Here is a 22087-nt window from a genome sequence, read left to right as displayed (position 1 = left end):
GCGCACCGCCATTTTGGGACCACCGGCTGCGAGGCCAGCAGACGTGGGTAGCAGAGGTCCGGGGCCACCCATCGGCCGCCACCTGTGCTGCAGGGTTCGGCGGTCTGTGTATCGGTAATACCGCAAAAGAGATGACAGGAAAAAGTCTTTTCGCGCGATCGCACGTTTATTTTGCATCTCGACGAATAGCCCTTGGCGGACCTCACACTGCAGCGCTAGAGTCGCCAATCAGCCTGTGCGCTTTCGTCACACCCGCTTCTCCCCTGCTCCGCCTGCCCTTCTCCCGAAACCCTCATCCGCCAGCACGCCTGATTGAGCGCAGCAAACAGGCCGATAGCTGGAGCCTGCACCCGGATAACGCCTAGAATCGCCGCACACGGACAGGAGACTACCCATGCTGATGGTGATTTCACCGGCCAAAACGCTCGACTACGATACGCCGCCGGCGACCCAGCGATACACGCAACCCCAACACCTTGATCACGCTGAACGACTGATTGAACAGCTGCGCGAGCTTTCCCCACTGCAGATTGGCGAACTGATGCATCTGTCCGACAAGCTGTCGGCACTGAACGTCGCGCGCTACGGTAGCTGGACTCCAGACTTCACCCCGGACAACGCCAAACAGGCGCTGCTCGCCTTCAAGGGCGACGTCTACACCGGGCTTAATGCCGAGGACTTTTGCGAGGAGGATTTCGACTTCGCCCAGCATCATCTGCGCATGCTGTCCGGCCTGTACGGGGTGCTTCGCCCCCTCGACCTGATGCAGCCCTACCGCCTGGAAATGGGAACCAGGCTGGCCAACCCCCGCGGCAAGGACCTTTACGCCTTCTGGGGCGAGAGGATCAGCGGCTGGCTGAACGAAGCGCTCGAAGCCCAGGGCGACGACGTACTGCTTAACCTGGCCTCCAACGAGTACTTCGGTGCGGTCAAACGCAAGGCGCTGAACGCGCGACTCATCAGCGTCGACTTCAAGGACCTGAAAAACGGTCAGTACAAGATCATCAGTTTCTATGCCAAGAAAGCGCGCGGGCTGATGGCGCGCTACGTAATCCGCAACCGCATCGCGAACCCCGAGCAGCTCAAGGCCTTCGACAGCGAAGGCTACCGCTTCAGCCCTGACGACTCATCGAACGATCACCTGGTATTCCTGCGCGACACACCCGCCTGACTACGGCCCCTTCGCGGCTGGAGCCCCCCCCGGGAAATTTCACGCCCCCGTGGGAGTGGCTTCAGCCACGAAGCTTCTGCCCTGCCGCCTGTCCTTTGCATATCCCTGCCTGACCCAGACCGCCCAAGCCACCTGCCATAGCGCTCCGATCAGCGGCTGTCTGCCGGGGAACTTACCCGAGCCACCCACAATCATAAGCCCGTACCGGCAATGCCAGACGCACTCAGGCAGGTAGCCTGCACGCTCACATGGAACAAGAAGAACCCATCCTTCTCAACGATTCAGGAGAAACAACATGATCCCGGTCATCCTCTCTGGTGGCAGCGGCTCCCGGCTCTGGCCACTTTCGCGCAAGCTGTTTCCGAAGCAGTTTCTTGCCCTCACCAGTGAGCAGACCCTGTTCCAGCAGACCATCGAGCGCCTCGCCTTCGAAGGCATGCAACCGCCGCTGCTGGTGTGTAATCAGGAGCACCGGTTTATCGTCAAGGAGCAACTGGCTGCGCGCAAACTGAGCATCCAGAGCCTTATCCTCGAACCCTTCGGACGCAATACCGCACCGGCCATCGCCCTTGCGGCGATGAAGCTGGTTGAGGATGGCCGTGACGAACTGCTACTGGTCCTGCCGGCGGATCATGTCATCAAGGATCAGAAAGCCTTTCAGCGCTCCCTTGCTCTGGCCACTAACGCGGCAGAAAACGGCGAAATGGTGCTGTTCGGCATTCCTGCGACCAGCCCGGAAACCGGCTACGGCTACATCAAGTGCGACCTTACCGAGCGCAACGGGCTACCCGAAGGCATCAGCCGCGTCACCCGCTTCGTCGAAAAGCCGGACGAAACCAGCGCGCAGCAATATGTCGAATCGGGCGATTACTACTGGAACAGCGGCATGTTCCTGTTCCGCGCCAGCGTTTTCCTGGAAGAGCTGAAAAAGCACGACCCGGACATCTACGACACCTGCAAGCTCGCGCTCGAACGCAGCGCCCATAACGGTGACGAAGTGCTGATCGATCCTGCGACCTTCGCCTGCTGCCCGGACAACTCCATCGACTATGCCGTGATGGAGAAAACCGAACTGGCCTGCGTGGTGCCCATGTCCGCCGAGTGGAGCGATGTCGGCTCATGGTCCTCGATCTGGGATGTTCTGGAAAAGGATGCCAACGGCAACGTCATCAAGGGCGACGTGATTGCCGAAGACAGCCGCAACTGTCTGGTGCATGGCAACGGCAAGCTGGTGACCGTGCTGGGGCTGGACGACATCGTCGTGGTGGAAACCAAGGACGCCATGATGGTCGCTCACAAGGACAAGGTGCAGGACGTCAAGAAGCTGGTGTCCAGGCTGGATGCGCAAAACCGCACCGAAACCCGCAATCACTGCGCCGTTTACCGCCCTTGGGGCTGGTACGACTCCGTGGACATGGGCGGTCGCTTCCAGGTCAAGCGCATCTGCGTCAATCCCGGCGCCGCGCTGTCGTTGCAGATGCACCACCACCGTGCCGAGCACTGGATCGTGGTGTCGGGCACTGCGCAGGTGACCTGCAATGACAAGACCTTCCTGCTCACCGAAAACCAGTCGACCTATATCCCGGTGACATCCATTCACCGCCTCGCCAATCCCGGCAAGATTCCTCTGGAAATCATTGAGGTGCAGTCAGGAAGCTATTTGGGCGAAGACGATATCGAACGGCTGGAAGATGTCTATGGCCGTGCTCACGAGGACAAGACAAAACAGTCCGTGCGCTGATGATCTGAGGTAAAGAAAGAACCGCGCCTTCGAGCGCGGTTTTTTAGTTTGGCGAGAGGGAAAACGCCAATCCGCGACGCAACACAATTATTAGCATTTACTTCGGGCAAAAGGCTTGCAATATCGGCGATCACCCTCATTAAATAAGCCACATCCGCATAGCAGCCTGCACACGAATGCAGGCGCATACGCAGCTGTTTTATCTGCCTTGCACTGCTGAAACAACATCAGGAAAAACGACTACGTGACAAAAGAGCAACTACGCGCTGAACTCGAGCGACAGGCCAGCCGCTTTCAGAATATATATGGCGGGGAAATAATCACTTACGCAGCACAACCCGACCCTGAACGAAAACCCTGGCGCAAGAAGCCAACCGTTCACGATCAGGTATTTGAAGCAGAACTGCAGAAGATGGAAAAGGAATTGTCGCAACAGACAGCCCGGACCGAGTGACCTGACCGCCGATCTTCCTGCTCAGCGTTTGCCGCCCAGCAACGACCCCATCAAGCCACGCGCCAACTGCCTGCCGAGCTGGCTGGCTGCCTGGCGTATGGCGCTCTTGAATGCCCGCCCGGCCAGATCACCGAGCATATCGCTCTCCTTGCTGCTCGCCTTCGACGCCTTTGGCGCTTCGGGCTCGGCAGCCTGTTTGGCGCGTTCAAGCAGGATCTCGTAGGCCGACTCACGGTCGATGGCCTTGTCATAACGACCCCGCAGCGCAGAACGGGCAATCAGCTCACGTCGGCTCTGCTCATCCAGCGGCCCCACTTGCGATTGTGGCGGTGCGATCGCCACGCGCTGCACCATGGCCGGCGTACCGTTGTCCTCCAGCCCGCCGACCAGCGCTTCGCCGATACCCAGGTCGACCAGGGTCTCCAGCGCAGAGAAATCCGGGTTGGCCCGAAAACCTTCCGCTACTGCACGCAAGGCTTTCTGCTCCCTGACCGTATAAGCCCGCAGGCCATGCTGAATACGCAACCCCAGCTGCGCCAGGACTTCGTCCGGCAGGTCCGAGGGCGACTGGGTGACGAAATAGACGCCGACACCCTTGGAGCGAATCAGCCGGACAACCTGTGTCAGCCGCTCCTGCAAGGCACGTGGCGTGCCGCGAAACAGCAGATGAGCCTCGTCGAAGAACAGCGCCAGCAGCGGACGATCCGCATCACCACGCTCGGGCAACTGCTCGAACAACTCGGCCAGCAACCAGAGCAGAAAGGTCGCATAGACCTTGGGGGCCTGATGCGCGAGCGAACTGGCATCGAGCAGGTGAATCTGCCCGCGCTCGTCGTCCCCGCGCAAAAGGTCCTCGATGGCCAGTGCCGGCTCGCCAAACAGGGCTTCTGCGCCCTGCTGCTCCAGCGTCGCAAGCCGCCGCAACAATGCCTGGGCCGATGCTCCAGTCAGCAACGCGGCATCCTCGCCCAGCACTTCGGGGTTCTGCCGGAGGTGATTGAGCAGTGCCTTCAGGTCCTTGATATCCAGTAGCAGGAGCGCATCACGATCAGCAATCTTGAAGGCCGCATAAAGCGCTGCCTGCTGGCTGTCAGTCAATTCCAGAAGATTACCCAGCAGCAGCGGCCCCATCTCGGTCAGCGTCGTGCGCAAGGGATGCCCACTCCGGCCCTGCACATCCCACAGCGTGAGCGGACAGGCACGCGGCTGATAGTCGAGCCAGGGCATGCTGGCGATGCGCTCGGCAATCTTGCCCTTGGGCGTCGCTGCCGCGCCCAGACCGCACAGGTCACCCTTGACGTCGACGGCGAACACCGCAACGCCGGCATCGCTGAACTGCTCGGCAAGGCGCTGCAGGGTGACTGTCTTGCCCGTGCCTGTGGCACCGGCAATCAGTCCATGCCGGTTGGCCAGACGCAATGAATGAGTATTGGCGGCGCCCGTAGCATCCGCACCCAGCACCAGGCGATCGCTGTATGACATTCGGCCTCCGACATGGCGGCGGCGAACCGGTTGCAGACCAACCGGTTTCACCAATGGATCTACCCTACCTCGTCCGTGCGTGGCTCAGTTGAACACCATCGTCTTGTTGCTGTGAACCAGCACACGGTCCTGCAAGTGATAGCGCAGACCGCGCGAGAGCACCATCTTTTCCACGTCCTTGCCCAGGCGCACCATGTCTTCGATGCTGTCACGGTGACTGACGCGCACCACGTCCTGCTCAATGATGGGGCCGGCATCCAGCTCCTCGGTCACGTAGTGGCAGGTCGCGCCGATCAGCTTCACGCCGCGCAGGGACGCTTGGTGATAGGGTTTGGCACCAACGAACGAGGGCAGGAAGCTGTGATGGATATTGATCACACGCTGCGCAAATTCTTCGCAAAGTTCGGACGGCAGAATCTGCATGTAGCGCGCCAGCACGATGACATCGGCGTGCTGTTCGCGGACCAGTCGCGCCACCTCGGCAAAGGCCTCTTCCTTGCGGCCCGGCTCAACCGGCACGTGAAAATAGGGAATGCCATGCCACTCGACCATGCTGCGCAGGTCGTTGTGATTGGAGATCACACAGGGAATGTCGCAATCCAGCTCGCCGCTGTGCCAGCGGTGCAGCAGGTCGGCCAGGCAGTGGGACTCGCGGCTGGCCATCAATACGACGCGCTTGCGTTCCTGCGAGTCGGTGATGCGCCACTCCATGGAGAACTGCCGGGCAATGGGGGCGAATGCCTGGCGAAAGCCATCCAGATCGAAGGGCAACGAGTCCGCGCGAATTTCATGGCGCATGAAGAACCAGCCACTCTGGTGATCGGAGTGGTGATTGGCTTCGGTAATCCAGCCGTTGTAGGTCGCCAGAAAATTACTGACCTTGGCAACGATACCAACACCATCGGGGCAGGCAATGACCAGCCTGAATGTGCGCATTAAAGTTAACTCCGGCTTGCAAAAAAAGACGCGCCATTCTATCCCAGCGGAGAAAAGCACAACCAGTTGATTGGACGCCAAAAGGCAGTCAATCCATGACAGTAGACTGCGCAGTACTTACGAAGCCTGAACATAAACTGACACTCTGCAGCCTCGTGCGCTGACCAGGCCTGATAAAGACCATGGTCACCAGCATCATATTGGCGAGTTTATTGACCTCCCGCCTGACAGTCGCGCATGCGTAGCCGTTGAGAAAAAGCCGAGGGAGTTATCCAGGTCTCAAACATCGACATTATAAAAAATGCTTACTCTTTCATTCGCTACTATATTTACTTGTGCATTGCAGCTGTCTATGATTGCCAACACTTGCGTTCAAACCTATCCCAAGGAAGTGACATGTCGCTGATCAATGAATACCGCGCCACCGAAGAAGCCATCAAGGAACTTCAGGAGCGTCTGAAGTCTCTTTCCGCAGACGACAAGCTGAAAAAGGAGCTTGAGTTCGAAGGCAAACTGCGCGAACTCATGGGCGAATATCAGAAGTCGCTGCGCGACATTATTGCCCTGCTTGATCCGGATGCTCGCAACATCAAGACACAACGCATGAGCCGCGCACCCGTAACTGCCAAACGCGCTCGTCGTGTCAAGCAATACAAGAACCCACACAATGGCGATGTGATTGAAACCAAAGGCGGCAATCACAAGACGCTGAAAGAATGGAAAGCCAAATGGGGCTCCGCAGAAGTTGAAGGCTGGGCCACTCTGCTCGACTGATTCTTCTTCGCCGCATCTCCCAAAGCCATCTGGTGCATTGCGCCAGATGGCTTTTTCGTTTTGGTACGGGTATCAGATCACTGAAAACACAGACCAGGTCCCACCAGACAGCTTTCAACTGTCTGGTAGATAGCGCTTACGCAACACTTGCGCATGCTGCGCCCACTGGCGCAATAGCTTGATCTGTGCCGGGCTTGCCGACGTCATCACTTCCTGCAGGCTGCTCTCGAACTGCTCCAGCGTATTGGGAGCACCGTATTGAGGGTCGCTCAGGCGTTGTCGGCAAAACGTCTGCCACTGCATTTTTTCCGCTACCGACAAGGATTCAGGATAATTTCGCGCACGGTAACGAGAGTAGAGTTCCGGCAAACGCTCATCATCAAAGGCAAACATTTCCTGCGAAGAGGCCAGATTTCTAACCTGATCACAGAGTCTGCGATCCCGCTCACCGAGAAAACCATCGTAGAGTTGCTGCTCCGGGTCTGACGTAGCTTCGAATGCCTCCTGCTGATAGATGATCGTTAGTTTTTCACGCCACTGCGCCTGCCGACCCTGAAGTTCTTTCGCCCTGGCTTCACAAGACTGCATATCCAGTCCCAGCCGATCAATATCCGCTTCACGCAAGACCTTTATCGGGGCCAGTACCGGGCAGCGGTTGATCTGCACAAGTTTCAGAGGAACTGGAAGTTTCCCGTCCAGAGCTTCCCGGCGGGTATATAGTCGCTCACGCAGATCCTCGGCAGACGCTTCCAGCAAGGGCGAGCAGTCGGCGTTCAGGTCACACACGATCAATGCATTTCGGTTGCGCGGATGCCAGGCCAACGGCAATACCACCGACAAATAATGACGGGACGCCGAGAAACGACCGGATACATGTACGAGCGGTTTCAACAGTTCAATCTGCTCAATCACCGCATCCTTGCGACGCAAGCCGTATAGATAGTCATAGAGTTTCGGTTGTCGCTCGCGTATCAGCCTTGCAAGAGCGATGGTGGCCCGTACATCGGACAAGGCGTCGTGCGCCTGCAGATGCTCAAGTCCGTTGGCCTGGCTCAGGCGCTCCAGCTTGAGCGTCACGCGTCCGTCTTCCTGCGGCCAGACCAGGCCCTCCGGGCGCAGCGCATAAGCAGTGCGCACCAGATCGATCAGATCCCAACGACTGTTGCCGCCCTGCCACTCCCGCGCATAGGGATCGAAGAAGTTGCGATACAGACTATGACGCAGCACTTCGTCATCGAAACGCAGGCTGTTGTAGCCAGCTCCACAGGTGCCCGGTTGCACCAACTCGCGATGTAACCGTTCGATAAAGTCGGCCTCGCACAGCCCCTTTTCGAGCAGAGTCGCCGGCGTGATGCCAGTGACCAGACAGGCCGCCGGATGCGGCAGAATGTCATCGGCAGGTCGGCAATAGATGTTAAGCGGTTCGCCGATCTCCTCCAGCGCCTCGTTGGTCCGAATGCCCGCGACCTGCAAGGGCCGGTCTCGGCGCGTCGAGATGCCGGTTGTTTCGAAGTCGTACCAGAAGATGCTGGATGCCACGGCGGATTCCTTCACTGTGCAAGGGCGGCGCAGGCATGTCCGAGGCCGCATCGCAACATTGTGCCCAAAAATGCCTGTCGGGTTCTGGTCGAACGCCGCATTCAATGCTTACATGCGCGCTTGCGAACCGGAACGGGCCGCATTCAGCCATTTGTTCGGACAATCCATTGAGTCGCACAGCGCTACTGGACAACACCCACCGGATCGAGACACCGGAAGGCATCGACCTGCTGCTGCGCCCGGCGGGATTGGTGCCGCGCGCGCTGGCTTTCGCCGTGGACCTGCTGATTCGCGCTGCGCTGTTGCTGGTATTGGGGCTTGGTCTGGGGCTGCTGGGCCAGTTCGGGCTGGGTACCGGTGCGCTGCTGCTGTTTCTCGTGCAGTGGTGGTACATGGTGTTGTTCGAGGTGTTCAACCAGGGGCGGACACCCGGCAAGCGCTGGCTGGGACTGAAGGTCGTGCATGACGACGGCACGCCGGTCGGCTGGGCCTCGTCGCTGACGCGCAACCTGCTGCGCTTCGTGGATATGCTGCCGTTCGGTTATTTCATCGGCGCACTTTGTTGCCTGTGGAACCCGTCATTCAAGCGACTGGGTGATCTTGCCGGTGGCACTCTGGTGATCTACGACACCCGAGGTTTCCAGCAGCCGCAACTGCCGGAGGCCGAGCCCCTGGCTGCGCCCTTCGCGCTGGAACTTGAGGAGCAGCGCGCACTGATCGCCTTCGCCGAACGCCAGGCCGCCCTCTCGCCTGAGCGCTGCCAGGAGCTGGCTGCGATCCTGGCAGAGCCACTTCAGGTCTCGCCAGAACAGGCGCAGGCGCGTCTCAACGGCATTGCCCGCAGCCTGGTAGGCCCGGCATGAAGCAGAGCCGCTTCGAAGCCCGCCATCAGGCCGAGTGGCGCACCTTCGGCGACACCCTCGACGCTCTCGAAAAAGGCCGGAAAGGTTCACCCACCGCCCGTGACTTTCCCACCGCCTATCGACGCCTCTGCCAGCACCTGGCCCTGGCCCGCTCACGCGGCTACAGCAGCCATTCGGTCGATTACCTGCAGCAGCTGGCCCAGCGCGGCCACCAGCAACTGTATCGTCACCGCAGCCCACTGGGTGGTCGCCTGCTGGGCTTCATGCTCGGTGGCTTCCCCCGATTGGCGCGCGAGGAATGGCGCCATGTGCTGGCCGCCAGCCTGCTCTTTTACCTGTGTCTGCTGGGCATGGCTGCGCTGGTTCTGGCCTTTCCCGAGCTGGTCTACAGCCTCGTCAGCGCAAGCCAGGTCGAGCAGATGGAAGCCATGTACAACCCCGAGGCCCGCCGCTTGGGCGAATTCGGCACCCGTGGCTCTGGTGAAGACTGGGTAATGTTCGGCTATTACGTGATGAACAACATCGGCATCGCCTTTCAGACCTTTGCCGGCGGCCTGCTGTTCGGGCTTGGCACCCTCTTCTACCTGCTGTTCAACGGATTGATGATTGGCGCAATCGCCGGTCACCTCACCGGCATTGGCTATCACCAGCCGTTCTGGTCGTTCGTCATCGGTCATGGCGCCTTCGAGCTGACCGCCATAACCCTGGCCGGCGCCGCCGGGCTGAAGCTGGGCACTGCGCTCATCGCACCGGGGCGCCTGGGCCGTGGCGAGGCGCTGCGACTGGCCGCTGCACGCGCCGTGCGCCTGATCGCCGGGGCCGCGCTGATGCTGCTGATTGCCGCCTTCATCGAGGCTTACTGGTCCTCCATGACCTTCACTTCGGCATCGGTCAAGTACGCTGTGGGAGCGCTGCTGTGGCTGCTGGTGGGCCTGTATTTCACACTTGGCGGCAGGAGCCAAAATGCATCTGAATGATGCCAGTGTAGCCATCCGCCCACGCAGTGCCTGGGAAGCGCTGGACATCGGTACTCTGCTGGCGCGCCGCCATGCCGGCCTGCTGATGCTCACCTGGGCGCTGCTGACGCTGCCGATCTTCGCGCTTCTCAGCCTGATCTTTTGGCAGCACCCGAGCGTCTCAATATTGCTGTTCTGGTGGCTCAAGCCGCTCTATGAGCGCCTGCCGTTGTTCATCCTCTCGCGCGCACTGTTTGGCGACACACCCTCGCTATCTGAATGCTTCAGAGCATTGCCTGGCCTGCTGCGCCCGCAATGGCTGGCCAGCCTGACCTGGCGACGCCTGAGCCTTACGCGCAGTTTCGACCTGCCGGTGCTGCAGCTTGAACAGCTGGCCGGCCCCGCCCGCAGGCAGCGGCTGATCGTGCTGGGGCAGCGCGACACCGGCACCGCGACCTGGCTGACCATCGTCGGCATGCACCTGGAACTCGCCCTGTGGCTGGGCGCACTGGCGCTGCTCTATCTACTCATTCCTGCACAGCTGCTCAGTGACTGGCGCTGGCAGGATCTTCTGCACGTCAACGATGATCTGCTCTGGCTCGAACACCTGTCCAACCTGCTCTATGTGCTGGTCCTGATGATCTGGGAACCGATCTATGTGGCCAGTGGCTTCAGCCTCTACCTGAACCGCCGCACCCACCTGGAAGCCTGGGACCTGGAACTGAGCTTCAGACGCCTGCGCGATCGTTTGAAAACGCTGCTGCCGATCATACTGCTCGGTCTCGGCCTGGTGTTCGTCACACCAACAGCAACGGTCTGGGCTGATGCACCCCCTGCATCCACAGTGTCCGAACCAAGCCCTGACAGCGAGCGCCTGCTCAACCAGCCCCTGAGCAGCCAGGCCGCCAGCGCAGCGATTGCCGAACTGCTGGACAAACCGCCATTCAGGAACAGCGAAACGGTTACGCACTGGCGCTTTGGCGAAGAGCAGACGAACAAGGAGCCCGGCTGGCTGGCACGCCTGCTCGAAAATGTGTCGGGCTTCGACAGTTTCCGCCGTGTTTTGGACAACCTGGCAAGCGCGCTGGAGATTCTGCTGTGGAGCAGCCTGTTCAGCCTGATCGGTCTGGCACTGTGGCGCTACAGGGAGTGGATCAGGCTGCATGCAGGGCGCTGGCGTAACGTGCAGACCACTCGCCAGGCAGCCCCGGACCTGTTGTTCGGCCTCGAAGTGGCCCCTGAAAGCCTGCCAGCGGACGTGATCGGCGAAGTCATGCAGCTCTGGAACGAACAGCCGCGCGCGGCGCTGGGGCTGCTTTACCGGGCGTTTCTAAGTCGCCTGCTGCATGAGTACCGGCTGCCGCTGACTGGCGCTCATACCGAAGGTGAAGTTTTGCAACTGGTGCGCGCAACCGCTCAGACAGAACTCACCCACTATGCCGAATACCTCACCGAACACTGGCTCAACCTCGCCTATGGCCATCGCCTGCCACCGGATGCCGCACGAGACGAACTCTGCAACCGATGGCGCACGTTGTTCGAGCCGCAGGTGAGCGCATGAATCGACGTCATGCGCTCTATCTGGCAGCAGCGCTGTTGCTCAGCGCCCTGCTGTTCGTCGCCAGCAAGGCAAAGCCTTACGAAGAAGTGATCGAACATGGACCGGCACCTGAGGTGCAGCACAATCCCTATCTGGCAGCCGGGCTGTTTCTCAGCACCCAGGGCCGTACTGTCAGTCATGTGGAAGGGCTTGCCGGCCTGTTCGCCACACCACCTCAGGACCAGATTCTGCTGCTTCTGGGTCCACGCCAGGCGATGACGCCGCAGCAGGCACAACGCCTGCTGGACTGGGCCGAGAGAGGCGCGCACGTGGTCTTTGTCGCCGAACAACTCTGGAATGAACAGTCCAAGTCCAGCGGCGATCTGCTGCTGGACATGCTGAACCTGCAGCAGTACGACGCCCGCGAAGATGACAAGACGGATACGGCGGTTACCAAGGGAGAACAACTCTCACAGCTGACCCGCTTGTATCTGGAAAACGAAGAAGCGCCGGCCTATCTGGCTTTCGATACCCGTTTCCATCTCTACGATGCTGGCAGCCAGGCCCACGCCTGGGCCAACAGCCCCGGCGCCACGCATATGCTGCAACTGCGTCACGGCGACGGCTTGATCACTGCGCTCACCGACAGCTGGATCTGGCAGAACGGCAATATCGGCCAGTACGACCATGCCTGGCTGCTGTGGTATCTCACCCAGGATCGCGACGTGACCCTGGTTTACAACGCTCGACATGACAACCTGCTGCAGCTTTTGCTACGCCATTTCCCCGAGGCACTGGCCGCCTTGCTGCTGAGCGTGCTGCTGGCGACCTGGCATTTCGCCCAACGCCACGGTCCCTTACAGAGTCCGGTGGCGCCCAGTCAGCGTCAGCTGCAGGAACACTTGCGCGGCAGCGCAGACTTTCTCTATCGACATGCCGGTCAACAGCACCTGCTGAGCAGTCTGCAGAACGATATCCGCCGGCAGGCGCGGCGCCGCCACAGCACCTTCGACAGCCTGTCACACAGCGAACAATGTCAGCTGCTGGCAAAACTCAGTCACCTGCCTGACGAAACCATCCATCAAGCGCTGCGGCCTGCTGCAGAAAAACCCGTCAGCGCTGCCGAATTCACCCGTCAGGTCTCGTGCCTGCAAAGCCTCAGGAATGCACTATGAACGATGCGCCCAGTGAGTCCAGTCATGCCGACCTCCAGCGCCAGCGCGCCAGCCAGTTGGCACAGGCGCTGCGTCTGGAATTGCACAAGGCCGTCATCGGTCAGCAGGAAATTGTCGAGGGTGTGCTGACCGCACTCATCGCCGGTGGCCATGTGCTCGTCGAAGGCGTTCCGGGGCTGGGCAAGACCCTGCTGGTGCGTGCGCTGGCGCGCTGTTTCGGCGGTGAGTTCTCGCGAATCCAGTTCACCCCTGACCTGATGCCCAGTGACATCACCGGCCACGCGGTCTATGACATTGCCAGCGAGCAGTTCAAGCTGCGCAAGGGGCCGGTGTTCACCAACCTGCTGCTGGCTGACGAAATCAACCGCGCCCCGGCGAAAACCCAGGCTGCACTGCTGGAGGTCATGCAGGAGCGCCAGGTCACCCTCGAAGGCCGCGCGTTGGCAGCGCCACAGCCCTTTCTGGTAATGGCTACGCAGAATCCCATCGAACAGGAAGGAACCTATCCGCTGCCCGAAGCCGAACTCGACCGTTTCATGCTGATGCTGCGCATGGACTATCCGCAAGCTGACGAAGAGTTGGAATTGGTCCGTCAGGTCACGCGCTCGGCGCGTACCGACATTCTCGACATCAGCGGGCTGCGCGTGCTGCTGCAAGCCAAGGATGTCCAGGCCCTGCAGAAGATCGCCAGCGACATGCCTCTCGACGATCAGGTGCTCGACTATGCCGTGCGCCTGGCACGCTCGACGCGCAACTGGCCCGGCCTGACCCTGGGCGCCGGCCCGCGTGCATCCATCGCCCTGGTGCGCTGCGCTCGCGCTCGGGCGCTGCTGCGAGGTGGCGAATTCGTCACCCCGGACGACGTCAAGGAATGTGCACTGGCCGTACTGCGGCATCGTGTCCGGCTCTCGCCGGAACTGGAAATGGACGGCGTTTCGGTGGATCAGCTGTTGCAGCAGTTACTCGAGCAGATCACGGCGCCACGTCTTTGACCCAACCACAGACGCGAGACGCCCGATGAACCCGACCCGGCGCCTGCTCCATGCGCTGCTCCTGCTGCTCGGCCTGGCTGTGCTGCTGGGGCTGTTTTCTGCTCTGGAGCGAGCCACACACCCGGCAATCAGCAACGCCTGGTGGGGCCTGCTGCTTTGCCTGGGTCTTGCGATGCTGCTCGATGCGTTGGCCCTGCGCCGCATGCCTTCGCCTGATCTGCAACGCAGCCTGCCCGGCAACCTGGCACTGGGCCGCTGGCACGACGTTCGTCTACAGATACGACACGCGCTGCCTCGGCCATTGCATCTGGATATTTTTGATCACCTGCCGACCGGCCTGGAATTCGAGCATTTGCCGCGCAGCCTGCGGCTGGCACCCGGAGAGCATGCCGAACTGACCTACCGCGTGCGCCCGGAACGTCGCGGCCACTTCAGCGCCAGCCATTGTGAAGTTCGCCTGTACGGTCCGCTGGGCTTGTGCCGCCAGCGTCGCGTGTTGCCGCTGGAATCGCAGACACGGGTCTATCCGGACTTTACCCGCCTGCATGGCGCACCACTGATGGCGGTAGACAGCTGGCTGAGCCGATTGGGCGTCAGCCAGCTGCCCCGTCGCGGGCTTGGCCTGGACTTTCATCAGTTACGAGACTTTCGCGAAGGCGATACCTTGCGCCAGATCGATTGGAAGGCCACGGCCCGCAAGCGCACGCCCATCGCCCGTGAATATCAGGACGAACGCGACCAGCAGGTGCTGCTGATGCTGGACTGTGGCCGGCGAATGCGCAGCCAGGACGGCGCCCTGTCGCACTTCGACCATGCGCTGAATGCAAGCCTGCTGCTGAGCTATGTCGCCCTGCGCCAGGGTGATGCGCTGGGAGTGCTCAGCTTCGCCACCGAACAGCACCGTTTCATCGCCCCCGCAAAGGGCCGGGAGCAGCTGAATACCTTGCTCAACGGCGTCTACGACCTGGACGCAACCCTGCAGCCCGCCGACTTTTCAAGCGCAGCCAAGGAAGTCCTCGAACGGCAGAAGCGCCGTGCACTGGTGATCATCCTCAGCAATCTGCGCGATGAGGACGATGAAGAACTGCTCGATGCAGTGCGCCGCCTTTCAAGTCGGCATAGGGTACTGGTGGCGAGCTTGCGCGAACCCGTTCTCGACAGTCTGCGTCAGCAGCCGATAAGCGGCTTTCAGGACGCGTTGGGCTATTGCGGCACGCTGGATTACCTGAATGCCCGCAACAGGCTGCATGACCGTCTGCAGGCACGGGGCGTCCCGGTGCTCGAAACCTTGCCCCATGAACTCGGTCCGCAGCTGATCAGTCGTTATCTGGCCTGGAAAAGAGGCGGAATGCTTTAGCCAGTGGCAAGGACCCAGAGCGGGGGACTCTAGCTCCCCCGACAACAATCCTCGTCAGCAGCCCTGCTGGGTGACGAGCCGGAACGCGGCAAACGAGCCGGAGGAATTTGTGCTGCCGGGCGGAAGCTGAAGTATCGCTGCAATGCATCAATCATGACCCGAATGTCATCGGGCGGCGAAAGCAGAACAAAGCCTGAGTCGAAACTGCCTGGTGTCACGTCCTCGCGTGACCAGAGACAGGTCGCGCCGATATCGACGCAGCGCAACTCGCCATGCTGAGCGGGAATTTTCAGGCGCATATCGAAACGCACACCGGTCATCATCGGATAACGGCTGATCAGCATCAGCCCGGTTTCCGAAAGGTTGCCGATGAAACCCAGCGGCTTGTCCGTTAAACGGTTGAATACACTGAGGTAATACGGCAGCTGGTGCCGCTGGATACTTCGCTGATTGAGCATGTTCATGGGTTCCTGCCCTGCCGCGAAGATGGCTGCCGCCGCTTCAGCCGCAGCCTGCATTGATACGACCGGTCAACTGCTGCCGCGCCGCGTCTATCTCTTTTTCACTGTAGTAGACCCGCTCGCCCTTTGCATCGATGCGAAAGTAGCGACCGCCTCGGGACAGGCTCGCCAGCTCCTCACGCCAATACCGGCACTCATGTTCACGCTGTGCCTGTTGCTCGCGCATCGCTTGATCAGCTTGCTGCTGCTCCTGCCGGCGCGCATTGAAAAAACGCTCGGCACGCGCCTCCCGGTCACGGGTTGCATCATCACGTTCGACAACCTGCGGCCTGACGTCGACCTGCTCGGCTCCCGGGCGCGATCGCGAATCGAAATGCACGTTTCCATGTGAATCGATCCAGCGATAGATCTGAGCCACCACCGGCGACGACAACGACAGCATGAGCAACAGTAATGTGACCCGCATGGACTCCTTCCCGTTCCGCCAGTTTCAGTGCCGCTCAGGGCCTGGCGGCATGAGCCACAGCCTGTTCAGCCGGCTGATAATGCCCCAGCTGGCGCAAGGTCTCCAGCCGAGCCCGACCACGGAAGGCATATTCGCTGGCCGGGTAGCGGGACTGGATGAAGCGATAGGTTTCCACCGCATCGACAAACAGCGCCTGGCGCTCCAGACACTGACCGCGTAGCAGGGAAATTTCCGGCTGCAGATTGTCGCGTGGGTGACTGCGACGCTCGGCCTGGGACAGCTCAAGCATCACCTTGGCGCAATCGCCCTGTGCGTAATGCCTGTAAGCATTGTCGAGATGACGATCGAGTGCGCTTCTGCTGCTGCAGCCTACGCTGAGGGTGACCAGAAAAAGAATCACAAGAGTGCGCATGGGTAAATCCTCCGATTCCGGCTTATCGACCACTATGGCAAAAACTGCAATCCATTCGGCTATCGAAGCGGCATTTCGAGCCTGCTTCAGCCACCCGCAAAGAGTAGTGCTGCCCAACAATGACTACAGCCACGGGGCGTAGTAGCCTCCGGGCCACTCTGTGAAGAAGAAGGAAGATCGGATGATCCCGCGTCGCACCAAAATCGTTGCCACCCTTGGTCCTGCCAGCAGCTCGCCGCAGGTGCTGGAAAAAATGATCCTGGCCGGTCTCGATGTCGCTCGACTGAATTTTTCCCACGGTACGCCAGACGAGCACCGCGCCAGGGCACAACTGGTGCGTGACATCGCCGCGCGCCATGGCCGCTTCATTGCCATTCTGGGCGACCTGCAGGGACCCAAGATCCGTATCGCAAAATTCACCGGCAAACGTATCGAGCTGGCCGAGGGCGATCACTTCCGTTTTTCTGTCACGCACCCCCGCGATGCCGGAACCCAGGAAGTCGTGGGCATTGACTACCCCGACCTGATCAAGGACTGCAGCGTGGGCGATGAGCTGCTGCTCGACGATGGCCGCGTAGTCATGCGCGTCGATAACGCTACTGCCGACGAGCTGCACTGCACGGTGCTGATCGGTGGCCCGCTGTCGGACAACAAAGGCATCAACCGTCGCGGCGGTGGCCTGACCGCACCGGCGCTGACCGCAAAAGACAAGGCCGACATCAAGCTCGCCGCCGAAATGAACCTGGACTATCTGGCCGTCTCCTTTCCTCGCGACGCCGCCGACATGGAACTGGCGCGCCGCCTGCGTGACGAAGCCGGCTCCAGCGCCTGGCTGATCGCCAAGATCGAGCGCGCCGAAGCAGTTGCCGATGACGAAGCCCTGGATGGCCTTATCCGCGCCAGCGACGGTGTGATGGTTGCACGCGGCGACCTGGGCGTCGAAATTGGTGATGCCGAGCTGGTGGGCATCCAGAAGAAAATCATTCTGCATGCGCGCCGCTACAACAAGGTGGTGATCACTGCGACTCAGATGATGGAGTCCATGATCCAGAGCCCGATGCCGACCCGGGCCGAAGTGTCCGATGTAGCCAACGCCGTGCTCGACTACACCGATGCGGTCATGCTCTCGGCAGAAAGTGCCGCAGGCGACTATCCGGTCGAAGCGATCACCGCAATGGCGCGTGTCTGCGTGGGCGCCGAGAAACACCCGACCAGCACCCGCTCCGGCCACCGCCTTGGCCACAGCTTCGAGCGCAGCGACGAAAGCGCGGCGCTGGCAGCGATGTACACCGCCAACCATTTTCCGGGAGTCAAGGCCATCATTGCCCTGACGGAAAGCGGCTACACCCCGCTGATCATGTCGCGCATTCGCTCTTCGGTACCCATCTTCGCCTTCTCGCCCCATCGTGCAACCCAGGCCCGTGTGGCGCTGTTCCGCGGCGTGCAGACGATCCCTTTCGATCCGGCCGCACTGCCGGCGGAGAAAGTCAGTCAGGCGGCTGTGGATGAACTGCTCAAGCGCGACATCGTCAAGCCCGGCGACTGGGTCATCCTGACCAAAGGTGACCGCTATCACGGCACTGGCGGGACCAACACCATGAAGATCCTGCGAGCAGGCGACTCACTGAGCTGACAAGACCCTGCGAAGAAGGCGGGGAACTCAGCCCCGCCTTTTCAATTCCGGCTCCATCCCTTCGCCTTTGGTCCGTCTGTGTATGCGCTTGCACAGCGGGTTATACTGCCGCGCATTTTTCAACCTGAGCGCGCCGGTTGCATTCTCGACGCGCCTCGTCTCCGCCCCGCCAAGAGGACGCGCTGCATGACCGTGATCAAGCAAGACGACCTGATACAAAGCGTTGCAGACGCTTTGCAGTTCATCTCCTATTACCATCCCGTCGACTTCATCCAGGCGATGCACGAAGCCTACCTGCGTGAAGAATCACCGGCGGCGCGCGATTCTATGGCGCAGATCCTGATCAATTCGCGCATGTGCGCCACCGGCCACCGGCCGATCTGCCAGGACACCGGCATCGTTACCGTGTTCATCCGTGTCGGCATGGATGTACGCTGGGACGGCGCCACCATGAGCGTCGACGACATGATCAACGAAGGCGTTCGCCGCGCCTATAACCTGCCGGAAAACGTCTTGCGCGCTTCGATCCTGGCCGATCCGGCAGGTAGCCGCAAAAACACCAAGGACAACACCCCGGCGGTCATCCATTACTCCATCGTTCCCGGCGACAAGGTGGAAGTGGATGTGGCAGCCAAGGGCGGCGGCTCCGAGAACAAATCGAAGATGGCCATGCTCAACCCGTCCGACTCCATCGTTGACTGGGTTTTGAAGACCGTCCCGGAAATGGGCGCCGGCTGGTGCCCGCCAGGCATGCTCGGCATCGGCATCGGCGGCACCGCCGAGAAGGCGGCAGTAATGGCCAAGGAAGTGCTGATGGAGTCCATCGACATTCATGAGCTGAAAGCCCGCGGCCCGCAGAACCGCATCGAAGAGATGCGCCTGGAGCTGTTCGACAAGGTCAACCAGTTGGGTATCGGCGCCCAGGGCCTGGGCGGCCTGACCACCGTGCTCGACGTCAAGATCATGGATTACCCGACCCACGCCGCCTCCCTGCCGGTGTGCATGATCCCCAACTGCGCCGCCACCCGTCACGCACACTTCGTGCTCGACGGCAGCGGTCCGGCCGTGCTGGAAGCACCAGATCTGGACGCTTACCCGGAAATCGTCTGGGAAGCCGGCCCGAGCGCACGCCGCGTCAATCTCGACACCCTGACCCCGGAAGACGTGCAGAGCTGGAAGCCGGGCGAAACCGTCCTGCTCAACGGCAAGATGCTCACCGGGCGTGACGCCGCACACAAGCGCATGGTCGACATGCTGAACAAGGGCGAAGAGCTGCCAGTGGACCTCAAGGGGCGCTTCATCTATTACGTCGGTCCAGTCGACCCGGTTGGTGACGAAGTGGTTGGTCCCGCCGGCCCGACCACCGCAACGCGCATGGACAAGTTCACCCGCCAGATTCTGGAAAGCACTGGTCTCCTGGGCATGATCGGCAAATCCGAGCGCGGCCCGATTGCCATCGATGCGATCAGGGATAACAAGGCCGTGTACCTGATGGCTGTTGGCGGCGCTGCCTATTTGGTCGCCCAGGCGATCAAGAAATCAAAAGTGTTGGCGTTTGCCGAGCTGGGCATGGAAGCCATCTACGAGTTCGAGGTGAAGGACATGCCCGTGACCGTCGCCGTCGACACCAACGGTGAGTCGGTGCACATCACCGGCCCGGCGATCTGGCAGCAGAAGATCAGCGACAGCCTGGCTGTTGAAGTACAGTGATAGCGCTGAACTGAATGCAGAAAGCCCGGCCTAGTGCCGGGCTTTCTGTTTGAAGCGGGGAAATCTCATGCGCGCCCTTTACGCAAGCGGAGGAACAACGCCTCGACCTTCTCCCGCGCCCAGGGAGTGCGACGCAGAAAGGTCAGGCTCGACTTGATGCTCGGTTCACTCTTGAAGCAGCGAATATCGACTCGCTCGGCCAGCCCCTCCCAACCATAGTGAGCGTGCAACTCAATCAGCATCGCTTCAAGGGTGACGCCATGCAGCGGATTTTTCGGAGCAACAGTCACGAGGGATCTCTCAGGGTGCGTTTGAGGCAGGGCTCGTCAGGCACGCAAACACGGACCTGACGTGGATGGACGTTATCCTACAACGTTATCTCGGTACCCAGCAGCTTGAGAAAACCTGCCAGCCAGGCTGGATGCGCAGGCCAAGCAGGTGCCGTGACCAGATTGCCTTCGCTGTGTGCCTGGTCAACCGGGATATTCACGTAATTACCTCCTGCCAGTTTCACCTCGGGCGCACACGCAGGGTAGGCACTGCAATCACGCCCCTTCAACACACCGGCAGCCGCCAGCAATTGAGCCCCATGACAGACCGCAGCGATCGGCTTTTTCATCTCATCGAAGGCGCGGACCAGATCCAGTACCTGCTCGTTCAAACGCAGATACTCGGGCGCACGACCACCGGGAACCAGCAGAGCATCATAGTCTTCGGCACGCACAGCATCGAAGTCAAAATTCAGGGCGAAATTATGCCCCGGCTTTTCACTGTAGGTTTGATCGCCCTCGAAATCATGGATCGCAGTGCGCACGCTGTCTCCGGCTTTCTTGTCCGGGCACACCGCATGAACAGTGTGACCAACCATTTGTAGCGCCTGAAACGGGACCATGGTTTCGTAATCTTCGACATAATCACCAACCAGCATCAGAATCTTCTTTGCAGCCATTGGGTCGTTCTCCTGTCAGGTGAATAATCAGTAGCCGATCAGCCACTTCGGTTGAGGATATTGATCGCCAGGCGGTCCAGCAGCCCCCACATTCTCTGGTAAATGCGCATGCGCAACGGGCGTGCATGCCATTTGCACAAATCGATTTCAATGCTGCGTGAAAAGTCCTGCTCGAAACTCTCCGCAACACTCGCGCTGAGGCTGGCATCGACAGCTTCGAGGTTAGCTTCCAGATTCCAGCGCAGATTCCAGTGATCGAAGTTGCACGAGCCGATACTTACCCAGTCGTCAATCAATACCATCTTCAAGTGCAGAAAGTGTGGCTGATATTCATGAATGCGCACGCCTGCACGCAGCAAGCGAGGATAATAGCGTTGGCCTGCGTACCGAATGGGGGGGTGGTCTGTGTTGCGACTGGTCAGCAACAAGCGCACTTCGACGCCTCGACGCGCCGCACGCAGCAACTCGCGTCGTACCCGTCCGGTCGGCAGGAAATAAGGTGTGGCGAACCAGACCCGTGTTCGCGCATGGCGCAAGTTCCGGATCAGGCTTTGGAGGATGTCACGATGTTGGCGCGCCGCAGAGTACGCTACCCGCCCCATGCCATTGCCGGGTTCCGGGTTCTCCGGAATTTTCGGCAAACTCTGCGGCAGGGGAAGCTGCCAGATTCTCCGCTTTAGGCATAAAGCCCACTGAGCATCGAACAAGCGACGCCAGTCATGCATCAATGGCCCGCGGATCTCAACCATGGCTTCATGCCAATGCTCTTCCGGTTTTTCCGGGTTCCAGAACTCGTCAGTCGCACCTGTGCCACCGACGAAACAGCAGACATCATCGATCAAGATCAGCTTGCGATGATCGCGATGCAAGTTGCGGAACTTCAGGCGAAATCTCAGCGGATTGTACAGCCGCAACTCCACGCCGCTATCGGTCAGGCGCTTACGCGCCTTTGGTCCGAGCTTAAGGCAACCAAAACCATCAAACAGACAGCGTACTCGCACGCCACGAACGGCCGCAGCAACCAGCGCAGCAACCAGACGCTCGGCACACTGGCCGTCCTCCACCAGATACAGTTCAACATCAACGCGCCGCTCGGCAGCATCAATGCACTGCAGGAGACGCGGAAAGAAGCGGGGGCCATCGATTATTAACTGAAATTGATTGCCTTCGCGCCATGGGAACACTTCGCCGGCCAGCATCATGCCTCCATTCACTAGAAGCCGTCCCAAGGAGGATTGTTGACATCATAGAATGACATTGGAATCCCTGTCCGCAACCCAAAAAACACCACCGGCTTATCGCCGTCACAGTCTACGTGAAAGCAGCTGGAATAAAGCCTCGCACTAACCGGACAGGCTCGGGATCACACACAGGGGCCTGATTCGACAAACCTTTCCAAGAGGAGCAGGGGCTACTGCGATCCAGCAGCAATTCCGACCGCCATACGAGCAAGGTGTTCAGCACAAATTGAAGTGC

The 22087-nt window shown here is 60.3% G+C and carries 21 protein-coding genes; 12 read left to right on the top strand and 9 right to left on the bottom strand.

Translation table 11 applies throughout. The annotated features are described in order from the left end of the window. The first annotated feature begins 394 nt into the window (after window positions 1-394). The 3 genes from yaaA to NAV32_RS11695 all read left to right on the top strand — a co-directional run bounded on the left by yaaA (window position 395) and on the right by NAV32_RS11695 (window position 3366). Window positions 395-1171: a peroxide stress protein YaaA gene (gene yaaA / locus NAV32_RS11705; RefSeq protein ID WP_256052974.1), complete on the top strand. Its 777-nt coding sequence runs from the start codon at window positions 395-397 to the stop codon at window positions 1169-1171. A gap of 295 nt (window positions 1172-1466) precedes the next feature. Further along, the gene (locus tag NAV32_RS11700) at window positions 1467-2912 is read left to right on the top strand and encodes a mannose-1-phosphate guanylyltransferase/mannose-6-phosphate isomerase (RefSeq protein WP_256052973.1); all 1446 of its coding nucleotides are present in this window, start codon (window positions 1467-1469) and stop codon (window positions 2910-2912) included. Window positions 2913-3156: 244 nt separating this feature from the next. Continuing rightward, window positions 3157-3366 (top strand): hypothetical protein, encoded by a 210-nt coding sequence (locus NAV32_RS11695; protein WP_256052972.1) that lies wholly within the window; start codon window positions 3157-3159, stop codon window positions 3364-3366. Between the two features lie 21 nt (window positions 3367-3387). On the opposite strand, the gene NAV32_RS11690 is transcribed toward NAV32_RS11695, so the two are convergent. Further along, window positions 3388-4848: a helicase HerA-like domain-containing protein gene (locus tag NAV32_RS11690; protein ID WP_256052971.1), complete on the bottom strand. Its 1461-nt coding sequence runs from the start codon at window positions 4846-4848 to the stop codon at window positions 3388-3390. 84 nt (window positions 4849-4932) lie between these two features. Further along, window positions 4933-5784, bottom strand: coding sequence for a formyltetrahydrofolate deformylase (gene purU / locus NAV32_RS11685; RefSeq protein WP_256052970.1), 852 nt, complete (start codon window positions 5782-5784; stop codon window positions 4933-4935). A 396-nt stretch (window positions 5785-6180) separates the two neighbouring features. Here purU and mvaT point away from each other — a divergent pair, with 396 nt between their 5' ends. Then, entirely contained in the window at window positions 6181-6558 is a 378-nt protein-coding gene (gene mvaT / locus NAV32_RS11680; protein ID WP_256052969.1) for a histone-like nucleoid-structuring protein MvaT, read from the top strand. A gap of 114 nt (window positions 6559-6672) precedes the next feature. Here mvaT and sbcB read toward each other — a convergent pair whose 3' ends face one another. Next, a complete protein-coding gene (gene sbcB / locus NAV32_RS11675; RefSeq protein WP_256052968.1) occupies window positions 6673-8097 on the bottom strand; it encodes an exodeoxyribonuclease I in 1425 nt (474 codons plus the stop codon). A 104-nt stretch (window positions 8098-8201) separates the two neighbouring features. Here sbcB and NAV32_RS11670 point away from each other — a divergent pair, with 104 nt between their 5' ends. The 6 genes from NAV32_RS11670 to NAV32_RS11645 are packed head-to-tail and all read left to right on the top strand — an operon-like array spanning window position 8202 to window position 14980. Continuing rightward, window positions 8202-8960 carry an RDD family protein gene (locus NAV32_RS11670; RefSeq protein WP_256052967.1) on the top strand — a complete coding sequence of 253 codons (759 nt, stop codon included), beginning with the start codon at window positions 8202-8204 and terminating at the stop codon, window positions 8958-8960. Beyond that, window positions 8957-9937 carry a stage II sporulation protein M gene (locus tag NAV32_RS11665; protein WP_256052966.1) on the top strand — a complete coding sequence of 327 codons (981 nt, stop codon included), beginning with the start codon at window positions 8957-8959 and terminating at the stop codon, window positions 9935-9937. Before NAV32_RS11670 ends, NAV32_RS11665 begins: the two co-directional genes overlap by 4 nt. Then, on the top strand, window positions 9924-11477 hold the full coding sequence (locus tag NAV32_RS11660; RefSeq protein ID WP_256052965.1) for a DUF4129 domain-containing protein: 1554 nt from the start codon (window positions 9924-9926) through the stop codon (window positions 11475-11477). The genes NAV32_RS11665 and NAV32_RS11660 overlap by 14 nt, the downstream gene beginning before the upstream one ends. Further along, window positions 11474-12631, top strand: coding sequence for a DUF4350 domain-containing protein (locus NAV32_RS11655; RefSeq protein WP_256052964.1), 1158 nt, complete (start codon window positions 11474-11476; stop codon window positions 12629-12631). Before NAV32_RS11660 ends, NAV32_RS11655 begins: the two co-directional genes overlap by 4 nt. Then, complete coding sequence (locus NAV32_RS11650; protein ID WP_256052963.1) at window positions 12628-13623, top strand: AAA family ATPase; 996 nt, start codon at window positions 12628-12630, stop codon at window positions 13621-13623. The genes NAV32_RS11655 and NAV32_RS11650 overlap by 4 nt, the downstream gene beginning before the upstream one ends. A 25-nt stretch (window positions 13624-13648) precedes the next feature. Further along, window positions 13649-14980 (top strand): DUF58 domain-containing protein, encoded by a 1332-nt coding sequence (locus tag NAV32_RS11645; RefSeq protein ID WP_256052962.1) that lies wholly within the window; start codon window positions 13649-13651, stop codon window positions 14978-14980. Between the two features lie 29 nt (window positions 14981-15009). Here the strand turns inward: NAV32_RS11645 and NAV32_RS11640 are convergent, their stop codons facing one another. Genes NAV32_RS11640 through NAV32_RS11630 form a run of 3 tightly spaced genes read right to left on the bottom strand, consistent with a single transcriptional unit; the run spans window position 15010 to window position 16319 of the window. Then, the gene (locus NAV32_RS11640; protein ID WP_256052961.1) at window positions 15010-15444 is read right to left on the bottom strand and encodes a PilZ domain-containing protein; all 435 of its coding nucleotides are present in this window, start codon (window positions 15442-15444) and stop codon (window positions 15010-15012) included. A 37-nt stretch (window positions 15445-15481) separates the two neighbouring features. Then, window positions 15482-15907 (bottom strand): DUF4124 domain-containing protein, encoded by a 426-nt coding sequence (locus NAV32_RS11635; protein ID WP_256052960.1) that lies wholly within the window; start codon window positions 15905-15907, stop codon window positions 15482-15484. A 34-nt stretch (window positions 15908-15941) separates the two neighbouring features. Then, window positions 15942-16319: a tetratricopeptide repeat protein gene (locus NAV32_RS11630; protein WP_256052959.1), complete on the bottom strand. Its 378-nt coding sequence runs from the start codon at window positions 16317-16319 to the stop codon at window positions 15942-15944. A 181-nt stretch (window positions 16320-16500) separates the two neighbouring features. On the opposite strand from NAV32_RS11630, the gene pyk reads away from it, so the two are divergent. Then, window positions 16501-17952, top strand: coding sequence for a pyruvate kinase (gene pyk, locus NAV32_RS11625; protein WP_256052958.1), 1452 nt, complete (start codon window positions 16501-16503; stop codon window positions 17950-17952). Between the two features lie 186 nt (window positions 17953-18138). Then, window positions 18139-19662, top strand: coding sequence for a fumarate hydratase (locus NAV32_RS11620; protein ID WP_256052957.1), 1524 nt, complete (start codon window positions 18139-18141; stop codon window positions 19660-19662). 65 nt (window positions 19663-19727) lie between these two features. Here NAV32_RS11620 and NAV32_RS11615 read toward each other — a convergent pair whose 3' ends face one another. The 3 genes from NAV32_RS11615 to NAV32_RS11605 form a co-directional block, all read right to left on the bottom strand. Then, the gene (locus NAV32_RS11615) at window positions 19728-19952 is read right to left on the bottom strand and encodes a VF530 family DNA-binding protein (RefSeq protein ID WP_256052956.1); all 225 of its coding nucleotides are present in this window, start codon (window positions 19950-19952) and stop codon (window positions 19728-19730) included. A 77-nt stretch (window positions 19953-20029) separates the two neighbouring features. Then, window positions 20030-20611, bottom strand: a complete 582-nt coding sequence (locus tag NAV32_RS11610) for a DJ-1/PfpI family protein (protein ID WP_256052955.1) — start codon at window positions 20609-20611, stop codon at window positions 20030-20032. Between the two features lie 38 nt (window positions 20612-20649). Next, the gene (locus tag NAV32_RS11605) at window positions 20650-21810 is read right to left on the bottom strand and encodes a phospholipase D-like domain-containing protein (protein WP_256053028.1); all 1161 of its coding nucleotides are present in this window, start codon (window positions 21808-21810) and stop codon (window positions 20650-20652) included. Window positions 21811-22087 lie beyond the last annotated feature (277 nt).

It is taken from the genome of Stutzerimonas stutzeri (genome assembly GCF_024448695.1).
GTDB classification, from domain to species: domain Bacteria; phylum Pseudomonadota; class Gammaproteobacteria; order Pseudomonadales; family Pseudomonadaceae; genus Stutzerimonas; species Stutzerimonas stutzeri_T.
Note: the sequence above shows the minus strand (reverse complement) of the source record. Positions and strands in the feature narration are given on the sequence as shown.